The organism is Leptospiraceae bacterium, assembly GCA_016708435.1.
Classification (GTDB): Bacteria; Spirochaetota; Leptospiria; order Leptospirales; family Leptospiraceae; genus UBA2033.
In genome coordinates, this window is the sequence record JADJFV010000007.1 from 84,810 (window position 1) to 99,733 (window position 14,924).

11 protein-coding genes and 1 pseudogene are annotated in these 14,924 nt (G+C 34.0%); 1 reads left to right on the forward strand and 11 read right to left on the reverse strand.

All coding sequences use genetic code 11. The features are described 5' to 3' along the window. From IPH52_12285 to IPH52_12335, 11 genes and pseudogenes are all read right to left on the reverse strand, one after another. Positions 1–1,744, reverse strand: a pseudogene (locus IPH52_12285) (dihydroxy-acid dehydratase). A gap of 2 nt (positions 1,745–1,746) precedes the next feature. Beyond that, on the reverse strand, positions 1,747–3,249 hold the full coding sequence (locus tag IPH52_12290) for an MFS transporter (GenBank protein ID MBK7055806.1): 1,503 nt from the start codon (positions 3,247–3,249) through the stop codon (positions 1,747–1,749). A gap of 709 nt (positions 3,250–3,958) precedes the next feature. Beyond that, positions 3,959–4,399: a hypothetical protein gene (locus IPH52_12295; GenBank protein ID MBK7055807.1), complete on the reverse strand. Its 441-nt coding sequence runs from the start codon at positions 4,397–4,399 to the stop codon at positions 3,959–3,961. Between the two features lie 3 nt (positions 4,400–4,402). Then, a complete protein-coding gene (locus IPH52_12300) occupies positions 4,403–4,852 on the reverse strand; it encodes a HEPN domain-containing protein (protein MBK7055808.1) in 450 nt (149 codons plus the stop codon). After that, positions 4,789–5,121: a nucleotidyltransferase domain-containing protein gene (locus tag IPH52_12305; GenBank protein ID MBK7055809.1), complete on the reverse strand. Its 333-nt coding sequence runs from the start codon at positions 5,119–5,121 to the stop codon at positions 4,789–4,791. Before IPH52_12305 ends, IPH52_12300 begins: the two co-directional genes overlap by 64 nt. A gap of 20 nt (positions 5,122–5,141) precedes the next feature. After that, positions 5,142–5,834, reverse strand: coding sequence for a hypothetical protein (locus tag IPH52_12310; GenBank protein MBK7055810.1), 693 nt, complete (start codon positions 5,832–5,834; stop codon positions 5,142–5,144). A 368-nt stretch (positions 5,835–6,202) separates the two neighbouring features. Next, a complete protein-coding gene (locus tag IPH52_12315; protein ID MBK7055811.1) occupies positions 6,203–6,961 on the reverse strand; it encodes a hypothetical protein in 759 nt (252 codons plus the stop codon). After that, complete coding sequence (locus tag IPH52_12320) at positions 6,961–9,972, reverse strand: Eco57I restriction-modification methylase domain-containing protein (GenBank protein ID MBK7055812.1); 3,012 nt, start codon at positions 9,970–9,972, stop codon at positions 6,961–6,963. The genes IPH52_12315 and IPH52_12320 overlap by 1 nt, the downstream gene beginning before the upstream one ends. 542 nt (positions 9,973–10,514) lie before the next feature. Further along, on the reverse strand, positions 10,515–10,697 hold the full coding sequence (locus IPH52_12325; protein ID MBK7055813.1) for a hypothetical protein: 183 nt from the start codon (positions 10,695–10,697) through the stop codon (positions 10,515–10,517). Then, entirely contained in the window at positions 10,694–11,404 is a 711-nt protein-coding gene (locus tag IPH52_12330) for a hypothetical protein (GenBank protein MBK7055814.1), read from the reverse strand. Before IPH52_12330 ends, IPH52_12325 begins: the two co-directional genes overlap by 4 nt. A 43-nt stretch (positions 11,405–11,447) precedes the next feature. Next, positions 11,448–12,662 carry a tyrosine--tRNA ligase gene (locus tag IPH52_12335; protein MBK7055815.1) on the reverse strand — a complete coding sequence of 405 codons (1,215 nt, stop codon included), beginning with the start codon at positions 12,660–12,662 and terminating at the stop codon, positions 11,448–11,450. 110 nt (positions 12,663–12,772) lie between these two features. On the opposite strand from IPH52_12335, the gene IPH52_12340 reads away from it, so the two are divergent. Beyond that, positions 12,773–14,908, forward strand: coding sequence for an adenylate/guanylate cyclase domain-containing protein (locus IPH52_12340; protein ID MBK7055816.1), 2,136 nt, complete (start codon positions 12,773–12,775; stop codon positions 14,906–14,908). The last annotated feature ends 16 nt before the right edge of the window (positions 14,909–14,924 follow it).

Genomic DNA, 14,924 nt, shown 5'->3' on the forward strand with positions numbered 1-14,924 from the left:
TTAGTAAATGCCCGGTTCCGGGGTAGGTTTATTTCCTTCGAGAAAATCAAAATCGCAACCTTTATCCGCCTGTGTTACATGTTGTTGATAAAGTGCCGTATAGGATCTGTCATATTTTTTATAAGCGGGTTTCCATTCTTTTTTTCTGATATTTAAAACTTCATCCGAAACTAGCATATTCAATGTTCCCGCTTCCATATCCAAATCGACCATATCGCCTGTTTTTAATAATGCTAGAGGTCCTCCGATAGCGGATTCAGGAGCAACATGTAATATACAAGACCCGTAATGGGTCCCGCTCATTCTGCTATCAGAAATTCGAACCATGTCTTTGATTCCTTTTGTTAATAGTTTTTTAGGAATAGGAAGATTTCCCCACTCAGGCATTCCGGGTGCACCAACAGGACCGGAATTACGGAGCACAAGAACCGAATCTTCTGTTACATCTAGATTCGGATCATCCAGTTGCGCCGCCATTTCTTCGGGACTATCAAACACAATAGCAGGTCCTTTGTGTTTTCTAAATTTCGGATCTGCTGCACTTGATTTCATTACTGCTCCATTCGGACAGAGATTACCATGAAGAACAGTAAGAGTAGAGCCCTGTGACAACGGAACAACAGGATTATCCATGTCTCGTATCACATCGTCATCGTAACAGACTCTATCTTCTAATATCTCTTTCCAGGAATTGACGGTTATTCCAGCGCAATCTAGATATAGATGGTCTTTAATTTTATTCATCAGAGAAAGAAGTCCTCCGGCAAAATAAAAATCATCCATGAGATGAACACCGGAAGGAAATAGATTGGCTAAGACAGGAATTTTTTTGGCAGCCTCGCCCATCTCCTCTAAAGTTAAATTTATACCTGCTCGATTCGCCATTGCAATTAAATGAATAGCGGCATTGGTAGAGCCTCCGAGAGCCAGATAAACTATCACACCATTCATAATATGTTCTTTTGTCAGCCAATTAGAAGGTTTTAAATCTTCCCAAACCATTTCGACAATTCTTTTTCCGCAATTGGAAGCCATTCGAACATGTCCCGAATCTGCTGCAGGAATGCTAGAAGAACCCGGAATACAAAAACCCATTGCGTCTGCAATCGAAGTCATAGTAGAAGCTGTGCCCATAGTATTACAGGTTCCAAAACTTCGAGTCACTGCCCCTTCTAATTCAATCCAATCCTCTTTGTTAATTTTACCCAGCCGAAGTTCATCCCAATATTTTTTAGTATGCGTTCCGGCTCCTACTTACTCCATGCCACTTACCACTAGACATAGGTCCTGCTGGACAAAAAATAGTAGGAATATCCATACTCAAAGCACCCATTAATAATGCCGGAGTAGATTTATCGCATCCTCCCAAAAGAACAGCACCGTCAATAGGATGAGAGCGAAGTAGCTCTTCTGTTTCCATTGCGAGAAAATTTCGGTAGAGCATAGTTGTAGGTTTTACGATTACCTCTCCAACAGATATGGCGGGCAATTCAACCGGAAATCCTCCCGCCGCCCAAACTCCCCGTTTTATAGACTCAGCTCTGTCTCTCAAATGAAAATGACAGGCACTGAGTTCACTCCAGGTATTGATAATTCCTATAACCGGTTTTCCCATAAACTCTTCCCGATTAAATCCAGATTGCTGCGTTCTCTGCCTATGGGCAAATGCCCTGATCGTATCAGGAGCAAACCATTTTTGGCTTCTGAGATCTTTTATATCTACCTTTTTTTTTGTATGAGCCATATTCATATCCTTCTTATTATCTTTTCGTCGTATAATTTCTCATAAGGAAAACCAGTCAGCATTTCACATATTTTTTGGGTCTCTGGTTTTATATCTTTTTTGCTGCCACCATTTTTTAGTCTATCAATTTCATGCTTCAAAATCGAATGATTTTGCGGAGTAACCCTGTATTTCATAGAAAAGATAATGGCGACAATATTAACAAGTATCGGAATAAGGATTAATAAATATTTAAATCCAGAAGCAGTAAAGGAGGACTGAGTTTTAATTTCTGGATTATATCCTATCATGTCAATGCTCATACCTACTAAGGGTAGAACTATCAGCCCCTGAGAAAATTTTCGAAAGAACGTCATAAAACCCGCATAAGTTCCTGCCCGATCTTTTGATGTGATGAGTTCGTCTACGTCTATTACTTCCGGTAGAATCGCAAACGGCATTACATTCCCAGCCGAAAAACCGATTCCAATGAAGGCAAAAAAAAGAGCTACTGTCAAAGGATTTGCATTTTCAGGAGTCAGAAAAAGAAGATTTAAAAAACCAAGGATTGCAATGGATAATCCGATTCGAAATGTTTTTGCCTTACCGATTCTATTCGCAATATAAATATAAACCGCTACCACCAATACTTCCGAACCAAATAAGGCTGCGGTTGCAACCGGTTTTAGATCGGGGACTTTCAGGTAATGATTTAGATAAAAGAAAAGAAGAGAGTTGATAGCATCAAGTGAAATGAAGGCGAAGATATACATTCCCAAATGCATTCTAAAAGATTTATTCAAAAGAGTTGTCAAGAAATTGTTTATGATTTCTTTGAAATTAAAATCCCTATGTGAATTTTTTTCCAAATCCTCTCGTTCAAATGTTCCCCAAAAAACAATTAGCCAGATGAAGGAATAAAAAATTCCAAAACATAACGCCATATAAAAATAACCATCATGCGGATTATCAAATTTCTTTAAAATCATCGGAGCCACTACACCGGAGATTAAAGAAGCCAATTGGGAAAATGCCATTCTAAATCCTGAAAGATGAGAACGCATTTTATAATCGGAAGTCATATCAGCATTGAGTGCAGAATACGGAGTAATGAGAACTGTATACACAGTATTGAAAAGCATGTAACTTAAAAGATAATAAAAAAATACGATATAACCATTCGTAGTCTTTGAGAAAGGCACTATCCACATGGGTAAAATCGAAAGAGCGGCAGGCACCATACCGATTAAAAAATAAACTCTTCTTCGTCCATATTTAGAATTTGTATGATCCGAAATATATCCCATGATAGGATCTGTTATCGCATCCCAGACTCTTCCTAAACCGAAAACCAATCCTGCCTTTGTTGCCGAAAGACCAACAGTATTAGTCAGGAAATAAATCATATAAATCCCTATAAGAGTAAATGCCCCTCCTCCATATAGATCTCCGATTCCGTAGGCAAGGAGATTGTGAAATCTTACTTTGTTTTGCTGCGCCTTTGTATTTCTTGCGCTATCACTCATTTGCATTGCACTCCCTACCATCCTAACTACCCATTGTATATACGTTAGTTACATAGTAGAATGGAATGCTTTTTTTTACAGCAGAAATCAATGTCATACTACCTTTCACTTAAGTAGTAAAGTTAGAGATCAATGCATCCTTCTAAAAAATTCCTCTGAACTCAGAACTCTAACTTAAAAATCATAATTATTTCTCGGAATTGAAAATATTTATACAAAGTTCAGATATTTTGCTCAAAGTTCTTTCTTTTCTCACAAAAATCTAAAATTTAACTCAAAAATCTATGTTAGAAGCTTTACGCTCACAAATTTCTCACAAAAATCTAAATAATAACTCAAATTTCAATGTTAGAAGCTTTATGCTCACAAATTTCTTACAAAAATTTAAATAATAACTCAAATTTCAATGTTAGAAGCTTTATGCTCACAAATTTCTTACAAAAATCTAAATAATAACTCAAATTTCTAAGTAGAAACTCAATATTCCTTCTTTTGTTATAAAAATCGAAATATTAACTCAAAGTTCGAAGTTTTTACTCTTTAAGTGATTCTGCCTTATTTTCATTGGATCCTAGCATTGATATTTACCCATCCTTCTCTACCAATTCGAATTTCTTGCAAGAAGAATATATTCTATTTAAAATTAAGTTTTTCGATTCCATCCCAATAAGTATCATCTACATCAATATTTAAAATTGGCTGAATCAATTCAGGCAACTTTTTGATAAACATCCCTGTCGCGAAAGATTTCCATTTCTTCTTTGTTTAAGTCTTTTATTATCCACTCATCAACTAGGCTTTTGACGATTTCAGCACTCTCTTCCGACAATTCCAATGATATAACTAATTCTAAAATTTCTATACCTTCTTCGATTTCTAATTTTCCAATCCATGCATCTAGTTTAATAGAATTAGTAGTAATCTCTTGTTGTATAATTCGAATCGCTTTTTTACTCTTTGGGAAATACCTATCTGTAATTGGATTTCCATCTAAGAATTCCTCCCCATTGCTAAATGAATTTTTTAATCTTTTATAAGATTCAATATTCGTTTGACTAAAAATGTATTGGAATAATTTCTCCCAATACATTTCAGCATTCTTATATTCATTTTTGTCTTTTAAAAAATTTTTATATAATTGCGTTAGCATAGTTTAGCCTTTCTCCAAATAAGATTTAGCACTATCAAGCACTTCTTTCGCAAATTCTATAGAATCCTTTGCCACTATCGCATCAATGTCCGAACGAATATCATAATCTCCTGTTTGTCTTTCATCGAAGAGAGTTTGAATTTTTTTTGAATAATATTTTGGAAAGATATCAGTCCTAACAAATTCTTTATTAAATGCACCGATTGTTTGAGAATGAGAAGAAAAAGATAAACCTTTTGTAAAAAGTAAAGCCGAAATTGCATGGAATACTGCGTAGTAACTTCTTGAAACAGCATCATCATATTGATCGTTTGTTAAAGCTATATTAGCCATCTCTAATTTACTTTCCGCTTTTTCTATCATGAGCTTTAAGATTTCTTTATCAGCACTCATAATAAAACGCCTTCTTTTAAAATATTTAGTCCAATCGGAAATCTTTTTTTCAATTCCCAATCCTTCTCTTCCCAAACCAAACTTGAAGTTAGTCTTTCAAACCTATCTAAAGTTTCTACTTCCACATCCACAATTTTACTTTTAATATCTCTATCTTTTTTATCTACGATAACTAAAAAATCATAATCGGAATGTTCCCTTGCATCTCCTCTGGCTCTTGAACCAAAGAGGATTAATGCTGTTAGGTGCTCAGAAAGATTGGATTTCAAATTTTTTGAGAAAAATTCTATAATGGGATCATTTAATACGATTTGATTTGATAAAAACATTTCCTTTAAACTTTCTTGAGTCATACTGAGACCTCTTTATTTTGGTTTGTATTATTTAATTCAATATATTTTGAAAAAAAGTGTTTATTGAAAGATTTTTCAATTATACTATCAGATGCACTAGTTCTTTTATTTGGAACTATAAAATATTGTTTAATATTTAATTTTTTAAATAATTCAAGAATTGTAAAAAGCGCATTATGGCAACTTTGGTGATTAATTGGAATATTTTGTTTAGACAAAAAGAGAATAATCATCGTAGATAATTTCATTGTTATCGGCGATATTGGTTTGCGAAATACTTCCAATGTATTATTATCTACTTGGTTTCTTTTTTCTTCTTTCAATCTAACAATGCTAGAAATAATTCCTGATTCGTATGGTGTTAAATCATACTCTGTGTCTTCATGATTTATTTTATCTTTTACTAATCCACCGTATTTATTATCGATAATATTTCCTTCATCGCCTCTTCTATAATACGAAATTCTATAGAAATTATTTGAGATATAATATGTTAAGTCACCGAGAATAAGCGAAATGTCTTGCCCATACGAAGTCAGCAACGGTATTTCAAGTTTCTTTTTCTTTTCTATAAATGAATCGTAAGTATTAATTGTCCAGAAATGGAATTTTTTCCAATAGATAGCGTATACCAGAGATATATTAAGAGACTTACAATAATTAAGGCTATTTTCGAATTGGATTTTCATAATATTATCTAATTTGATTTTATTTTTATTTACTGTTTTTACTTCTACATGTAGAGGAAGGTTAACAGATTCATAGTTCTCATATAAACATAAAAAATCAGGGATTTGATATTTATCTCTAGAAGATTCAGGTAAAGGTTTTCATCTAATTTATGAAGTAGTTTTATCCAGGGCATTACTGAAAATAAATCGAAAAATAAATCTTCCGTTTTAAAACCTGAAATAGCTCTTTCTATTAGCGCATGGTCGTCAATTTGTTCATACAATTGACTTAAAATTTCGCTAGAATTTTTATGGTGTTTAGATAAGTCATAAAATGATCTTATAGTGCTGATATCATTATTACTCATTATTTCCCGCCGACAATATTACGCATTTATACCTTTTATACTATTAAGCTCTTTAATAAATTCTTCTTTGAATTTCTTTTTTTTATTTTTGAATCGATTCGGTAATTTATTTTCTGGCATAAAGAAAAATCTTGAAATACTCTTTTGGTTATAAGATAAAGATGCTTGTGTTTCGGAATATAATTCACTTAAATAATATTCAAGATTCAAATAATCTTTCTTTAGTGATTCGATTCTATGTAAAAGTATCTTATTCATAATTTCGATTTCTTCATTTTTTTTATTTGGGTCCTGTATGGTATTAATAATCGTTCGCATTTCGTTATAATTAGTTATAAGGTTGTTACTAGACTCATTTAAGAATTGCGAATAATCTGAGAATTGAAAAAACAGATTAACTATATCAATATTTCGATTCTCTTGAATAATTTGATCTCTTTCCTTAAACGATCTAAATAATGGCGACCATAATTGGTTTTGATATAATATTTTTTCTAACTCTTCTATTATCATACTATTATGATTTTTTATACTAATTTGCTGAATAATGAACCTTTCAATATCTATGCAACTATTTATATGATTTCGCTTTATATCATTAATCTTTTTCAACTTTTCACTATAAACTACAAATAGATAAGCAAAAGCGGCTCCTGTAAATGAACTTAAAATAGTAATTATTTTATCCGATGCAATATTTTGAAAAAAATTATTTTTAAATGCTTGGTATGAAATAATTAGAAAACAAAAAGGAATAATAAATTTATAAATAAACATCACGCCACTCCCTCCACAATCTTAATCTCATCATCGGTTAATCCGTATAATTCGTAGACCAACTTATCGATCTGCTTATCCAACAAATCACATTTTTGTTGAAGGAGTTTTTTATCGGAGTCGTTAGTCACCGCGTTTAATTCTTTTTGTGCGGATACCATCTGTTCTACGAGAGAGATGATTTTATCGTGTTGGGCTTTTTGTGTTTCGTCGGATAGGTCGAATTTGGGGATGGAAAATTTTTCCATGTGACTTTTCTGAATTGTCAGTGTATGCCCTTGCATAAGACCGGAAATACGTTCCATAAAATAAAAGAAAACTTCTGTATTTAATATTGCTAATAACAACTTCAACTTTTGCTTATTCTCCATTGTTATCATATAATGGTTACTTCCAAAAAACAAAGGAGATTCTGAATAGGAAAAATCAGATTTAATTTGAAATTGACCGTATACTATTTTTTCTTTAAAAAACTCAGAATAATATTCTGTCGAGTCTTGTATTTCAAACCATTTGTATTTTCCTGGTTTTCTTCCTATTTTATCCTTTGGACTTTTTTTAGGCTGAAGTTCCAATTTATAGTTTGATAAATATTCCTTAATAGCGGGATAAGAATCTATATCTATATTTCGTTTAGTGAAAATAATATACCGCTTGTTCCAATTTATTGAATAAAACCTTGTTTCATCTCCCGAAACATACGGAAAAATTATTTCTTGGGACTTCTTATCTTTTTTTATTAATGAATTTTTAGTTTCCTCATTAATAATAAACGCAGGATTAAAACCTGTTAATACACCTCTATAAATTTTTCCTTCCACATATTCATCGAGTGGAACTCCTGCTTTTTTAATTTTTTCAAGAAGAGCAGATTCTTTTTGATTGGAGAGTGACCAGCCTTTATCGTCTAAAGCTTTTACATCTACTTGGTAGGCTTCTTTCTTTACAAGGTCTTGCAAGGAAGGAAAGTTTAAATCTTTTACTTGAACTGTTTGGATAGTTTGCGGCTTATCGTTGTTTGCTTTTATTATACAAGGATAAGTAGTAGCATTTTTAAAAACAGGTAAGTCTCCAAAGTCTATGATTTCAAAGATTCGTTTTATCTTTAAGAATTTACGTAGTGCTTCTCCGTAGTTTGCTCTCATCCATTTATTAGCGACTATGATAGAATAAAGACCATTATCCGCTAATAAAGATAATGATTTTTCAATGAAGTAAACATATAAATCTGCAGTTCCTGCGAATGTGTTTTTATAATGACTCTTGGCGTATACTTTAAATTCTTCGCCTAATGTTTCTTGTCTCACATACGGCGGATTCCCAATTACACAATCGAAACCACTATCTTTAAAAACATCCGCAAACTCTTTTTCCCAATCAAAAGTATTAACTTTTCGCATTTCCTCTTTGCCAAATAAAGAAAGATTTTTATCAGAATAAAAGTCAGAGCCTATTAGAGAGTTGCCGCATTTGATATTATTTTGTAAATCGGGAAGAAGTTTAATATCGCTATGTTTAAAAAGTCTGTCTGCGCTTTCTGTGTTTTCATCTTCCATGAGTTTTAAGAGAAGAGAAAGTTTTGTTACTTCAACAGCTTGGTTGTCAATGTCTACTCCAAAGATATGACGAAGCAGTATATCTTGCTTAACCGTTATAGAAAGGCGATAGGTATTCCCCGACACTTGATAAATAAGACCATTTTTCAAACACTTTTCTAATCTTTTTTTATCCGTATAACTTTCTAGGTATTTATCTAAAAGAAAAGAATATGTGCCGACTAAGAAACTTCCAGAACCACGAGCGGGGTCAAGGATTGTTAGCCTCGGATGATTATATAAATCAACTCCCTTTATTTTTTCGCCAACAGTATTTTGAACAATATAATTTACGATGTATTGAGGAGTATAATAAACACCGCCGGCTTTTCTAACTTCTTCTTTCTCTTCTACTTTAGCCTGATGCGAAGACGTTAGGCGAATCGTTTTTCCAAGAAACTGCTCGTATATATTTCCTAAAATTTCAATTGGTAAGACAGACAACTCATAAGGACAATCAGGGTAATATAAATACTTTATAATATTTTGAAAAGTCTTATCATCAATATCTAATTCAGAAATCCATTTTTCTGGTTTGAATAATCCTGAATTATATTTGTCATTAGCCTTTATGAAGATTTTGTTGAGATCTGCGTATATTGTAGAGACGCGATTAATCGCGTCTTTACCTGTTGCATCACGACGGATACATTCAAGTAACATCCCATACTTCTCCATGTTCCTGTCTTCTGCGATGCGAAGGAAAATAATTCTATCAATGATTACTTGAACAGAATTATTTAAAGAGTAAATATCTAAATCTTTATTTCGAATGGCAATATTTTTCGCAAGTGACTCGCGCCAGTCTTCGATCAAAGAAAGAAATTCTTTATCAACTTCCGATGAGCCTTTCTTATTTTTATTTTCTATAACATATTTATCAAAACTTCCTTTATTGATCGCGTCTTTAGAAAATGTATTATAAATAAATTCAAAATGTTTTTCATAGTCTTCATAGGTGCAATAAAAAACTCTGGCTACACTTGCTTTATCTGTTTTCTCAGGTTTGATTCTAGTATCGTAAATTGCAAACTCTTCAAAGTCAGTCAGAATGGATAATGGTAATTTGGCGGTGTAACCATAACGGCGAATTTGAAAAGCTGGTTCTATCTCTTCTTTGATATTGATAGAAGGCTTTTTGGCTTCTAAGAAAAACTTTCTATTCCCGCCAATTCTAAAACTATAATCCGGAGCTTTCGGTTTTCCTTCTATGATTACTTTATCTTCTCTTACTACTTCTCTGTAACCTTCTGCATAGCCTTGATTATTTCTAACATCCCAATCTAAGACTTCAAAAAATTTATCAATGAAATCCGTTCTAGTATTCGCTTCATCATACTTAGCACTTTTATATTCTTTGATGTTCGACTCGAATAGATCGCAAAGTTCTTTTAGTTTATTTAATTTCTCTTTCATAACTTCCTGAATGCACTAGAAAAACAGTCTATTTTGTGTAAATACTGCTGTCAAATTATAATATTCTCAAAATCCAGCGAATAAACTCCCTTTTACTTTCCTTCGTCTCTTTGATACTATTAAGGATAATATCAACAATACTATCAAAGATACTAAAAACACGACTTTGAGTATCTTTGATAGCCTACTTGAGATTACTGCTGACATTATATTTCTCTTATCCGCAATACAAAGCGAAGTGAAAAGCACACAAGGATCACAATGAAAATTAGAACCTTTGTGAGCTTTGTGAAAACCCTTGTGTCCTTTGTGGTAAAAAATCTTCTTCCTTTCTTTGCCAGATAGATTTCTCACGATGTTCCCCCCGTTTGCTTGGTCGCAAACCCAACACCTTCGTATGTTCGAAATGACTGGAGTAGAGCTTTTAGACATTGAGATTCCCGATTGAAAATTTCGGGAATGACAATATGTGATTTAATCCCTAAACACAAACCATCTGTGTTCATCCGTGTGCATCCGTGGTATTCTTTGAAAGCTTCAAATCACAAACGATACCCAAGCGAGATTTGCAAACCAAGCATATCTAATAGCTTTGGATTTTCATAGATTCCGTTTTCGCGAATGCCGATGCGCAGGATATATTTATCTGCAATTGAATTTTGCCAGCCGAATTCGCCTGTCACTGCTGGTCTAAAAAAACTTTGAGTCTGACTGCTTTCGATCATAGAAAAATAAGAGGAACCAATTCCAATTTTATAATATAAATTTTGACCCAATAGAATATGGTTGAATTGGATATATAGAAAGTTTTGAAAGAATGTATAATTGATTCCGCCGGAAGAACTAAAAATTCAGATTGAACGCCCATGAGCCATCTATCGCTAAACTTTAAAAAGGAAGGCTCTATAAAAGCTCCTCCTCCAAACGTTGCGTAGTTTGTTTCTCCTACCAGCTTTCCATTTTTAAAACCTGCGGCTAATAGACCTATACTCCAAGAAGAAGCTGACTTTTCTTTTTCGATTACCTTATAAGAATCAGGAAGCAAATAAGGCTTATCCTCTGGCTTCTTAAGTTCTTTGATTGTATTTTTAGGAATCGCGAGTAGGTCTTTGTCTTTTTCGATTGTTACCATATCTTTTGTTTCTTCGACTAACAAGCCTTTGACTACAGAGTTATCTTCTAAAGTCAGAATAGAATTTTGATATGATTTATGTGGACCGGTAATATCGGGATTAACCGCTAGAATTTCGCTACGGGGAATTTTATACTTTTGATTTTTAAATAGGATTGTAATAGAATTTGGATTCTCTTCTATTATATCACAAAGAAAAACATTTTCCGACCGAAGTTTTACTTCGGCGGAAAATAAAATTCTACTAAAAACAAGGAGAATAAGCAGGAGAAATTTCATTCTCATATTTCTATGAGTCATGAACGGTGCTATTGTAGGGATTAGAATATTTTGTCAACATATTTTATGTTATTATTTTTAAAAATTTTCCTTTTTTACCCTGTCTTACCAGGTATTCTTTTCCTTTCTCTAGAACTAACTTTTCATCGGAAAGCTTTTCTTCGTTTAAATAAAGCCCTCCCGCCTTCACAAGTCTTCTTCCTTCGGAGGTAGAAGGAATGAACTCATACTTCGCTAGCACCTGTAATAGTTGCGTTTGTCCTGAGGCAAATACATCTTCGCCTATGTTTATCGTTTCAATTTCATCTGGAATCGCGCGGTTTTTTGTGTTATGCACTCGGTTCCATTCTTCTATCGCTTCTGCATTCTTTGCTGGTAAATGGAATTGATCCATTATGAGTTTAGCAAGTTCGGTTTTTATTTCTTTTGGATGTGCTTCTTTTTTTGAAATTGCAGATTTACGATTTTCGATTTCCGATTTAGGTAAATCAGTGAGTAGTTCAAAGTAGTTCCACATTAGATCATCTGAAATGGACATGATTTTTCCGAACATATTGATTGCATCTTCGTTAAAACCGATGTAATTTCCAAGAGACTTGGACATTTTCTTAACTCCATCGAGTCCGACAAGGAGTGGGAGTGTAATTACAGTCTGTGGAGTCTTTCCATAATCTCTTTGCAATTCTCTTCCAACTAGTAGATTAAACTTTTGGTCTGTTCCACCAAGTTCAATATCTGCTTCCATCACAACAGAGTCATACCCTTGCACGAGTGGATATAAAAATTCTATCAGCGAAATGGGGTTACCCGCTTTATACCGCTTGTTAAAATCATCTCTTTCTAAAAGTCTTGCTACATTGTATTTAGAACTAAGTATCAATACATCTTCAAAATTCATCTTGGAACACCAATGTGAATTAAAAACGATTTTGGTTTTATCAGGATCTAGAATTTTAAAGACTTGCTCTTTATAGGTTTCAGCATTTCGCACAACGTCTTCTTTTGTTAAACGTTTACGGGTTTCTGATTTTCCAGTTGGGTCACCGATCATTCCTGTAAAGTCGCCGAGTAAAAATTGAACTTCATGACCTAGAGTTTGAAAATGCTTCATCTTTCTAAGTAGCACCGCATGTCCTAGATGTAAATCCGGCGCAGTTGGATCAAACCCTGCCTTAATGATGAGTTTGCGATTTAATTGTAATTTATCTTTTAATTCAGTCTCAGGGATGATTTCAACAGTTCCCCGCTTGATTAGTTCAAAACTTTCTACTTGATTCATACTTCTGGACTTTATTTTTTTCTATCTCTAATGAGAAACTCATTTTTATTAGTTGAAATTTAAGTAATAGACTTTAAATAAGTTTATTCTTAGAAATAAGTTGAGTTTGCATGAGATATTTATACATAATCCTCTTAATTTTATTCCAGTTCCTATTTATAGATTGTAGATCCAAGAGTCAAAAGGTTGCACCCAAAGCTGTAAACGGTGTATTGGATTTAACACCTGTGACCTGGGACTTCAAAGAAGATGGAATCCTGAATCTAGAAGGGGAATGGGATTTCTTCTGGTCGCGCTTTTTGGAGCCAAAGGATTTTCTATTAGAAAAACTTCCCGTTCGTTCAGCCACACTCATTGTTCCGGGAACGTGGAATGGAAAAGCAATCAACTCAGAAACTGTAACGGGAGAAGGATATGCCACCTATCGCCTTACTATTCCAATTCCTCCTTCTCAAATCGGTCAAGCTCTTGGAATCAAAATCAGTTACGCGGCTACTGCGTCTAGAGTATGGGTTAATGGTAAACTAGTCTCCGAGGATGGACGGGTTGGAGTCTCTAGAAAAGAAATGGAGCCGCATTATAATAGCCAGATTCACAGTTTCACTGCCGAAAATCCTATCGAAATCATCGCCCATGTTTCTAATTTCAATCATAAAAAAGGTGGTCTCTGGCAAAGTCTTTACATTGGCTTAGAAGAAGATATCATAAAACAAAACAGTAATGCTTTATTTTACGATTTCTTTTTGTTTGGCGTTCTCTGTATAATGACCATTTACCACTTCGGTCTTTTTATTTTGAGAAGAGAAGAGAATACCTATCTATTCTTTGGTCTATTTTGTTTTATTATTTCCGTTCGAATCCTATTTACTGGTGAGACGTGGATAACAGCCATGATCCCCAATATCAACTGGGACTTACAAATTAAAATTGAGTATACTACCTTTTATGTGAGCACGCAGGTATTTGCCGGATTTGTATTCTACCTTTATTCTACGGAGTTTAAAAGAAGAGTTTGGATTGTAATGAACATCATCGGTAGCACATTTGTCGCAATAGTGATATTAACCCCTCCTCTCTTCTTTACGCAGACCTTACCCTATTTTCAGCTATTTACTTTATTCTGTGGATTCTATTCTATCTATGTATTGATCGTTTGTATTATCCACAAGCGAGTGGGAGCAATTGCCGCCTGTGTGGGTTGGACGATTTTCTTTGTTGCTATCATAGGTGATATCGTTGTAAATGAGATTTATGGTTCTAGCTTTCTTGCTCCCTTTGGACTGTTCATTTTTATTTTCTCTCAGTCTTTTATTCTTTCTCTTATTTTTTCAAAGACTTTCCAGAGAACACAATCTCTTTCAATTCACTTAAAATCTACGAACCTCGCCTACAGTCGATTTGTCCCTGCCGACTTCATCACCTTCTTACATAGAGATGATATTACACAAGTTCTACTCGGCGACCAAACAAAAACAGAAATGTCTGTGATGTTTTGTGACATTAGAAGTTTCACCGCATTATCCGAAACAATGACTCCAGAAGAAACATTCAAATTTCTAAATGCCTATTTAAAACGAGTCGGTCCAATCATTCGAAACAACCAGGGCTTCATTGATAAATTTATGGGTGACGGGATAATGGCACTTTTTCCCTTACATCCAGAAGATGCAGTTCGAGCAGCAATTGAAATGCAAAACACAGTCAGAGAATACAACGTAATTCGAAACAAATCCAACTACAAACCAATTGAAGTAGGAATCGGAATCCATGTAGGAAATTTGATGTTAGGCACAATCGGAGAAGCAAATCGAATGGATGCAACGGTAATTTCGGATGCGGTAAATCTTGCCTCTAGACTAGAAGGTTTGACAAAGATTTACGGGGCTCCCATTTTAATCAGTGATGCTATTTTTGAAAGACTTGGTAATCAAAATGATTACCAATACCGAATGCTTGGTCGAGTGCAAGTAAAAGGAAAAACGGATTCTATTGGAATCTTAGAAATCATTCATGACCCCTCACCAGAAATTGCGGAATTCAAATCCAACTCCAAGCCAATGTTTGAAAGAGGAATCGCATTTTATTTACAAAAAGATTTTGAAACTGCCCGCAATATATTTAAAACTGTTTCAGAAGCAAATCCTTATGATAAAGCCGCCACTCTTTTCATAAGTCGGTGTGATTATTATATGAAATTTGGAACACCCGATGCCTGGGACGGCGTAGAAGTGTTTGAAGTTAAGTAATTTTCTGAGCATTGCA

Bases quoted from the DNA above. Each gene is read 5' to 3' on its own strand.
- IPH52_12325 (MBK7055813.1), bottom strand. From the start codon at position 10,697: ATGATCGAAAGCAGTCAGACTCAAAGTTTTTTTAGACCAGCAGTGACA.
- IPH52_12330 (MBK7055814.1), bottom strand. From the start codon at position 11,404: ATGACTCATAGAAATATGAGAATGAAATTTCTCCTGCTTATTCTCCTT.
- IPH52_12315 (MBK7055811.1), bottom strand. From the start codon at position 6,961: ATGTTTATTTATAAATTTATTATTCCTTTTTGTTTTCTAATTATTTCA.
- IPH52_12305 (MBK7055809.1), bottom strand. From the start codon at position 5,121: ATGTTTTTATCAAATCAAATCGTATTAAATGATCCCATTATAGAATTT.
- IPH52_12320 (MBK7055812.1), bottom strand. From the start codon at position 9,972: ATGAAAGAGAAATTAAATAAACTAAAAGAACTTTGCGATCTATTCGAG.
- IPH52_12290 (MBK7055806.1), bottom strand. From the start codon at position 3,249: ATGAGTGATAGCGCAAGAAATACAAAGGCGCAGCAAAACAAAGTAAGA.
- IPH52_12340 (MBK7055816.1), top strand. From the start codon at position 12,773: ATGAGATATTTATACATAATCCTCTTAATTTTATTCCAGTTCCTATTT.
- IPH52_12295 (MBK7055807.1), bottom strand. From the start codon at position 4,399: ATGCTAACGCAATTATATAAAAATTTTTTAAAAGACAAAAATGAATAT.
- IPH52_12335 (MBK7055815.1), bottom strand. From the start codon at position 12,662: ATGAATCAAGTAGAAAGTTTTGAACTAATCAAGCGGGGAACTGTTGAA.
- IPH52_12310 (MBK7055810.1), bottom strand. From the start codon at position 5,834: ATGAAAATCCAATTCGAAAATAGCCTTAATTATTGTAAGTCTCTTAAT.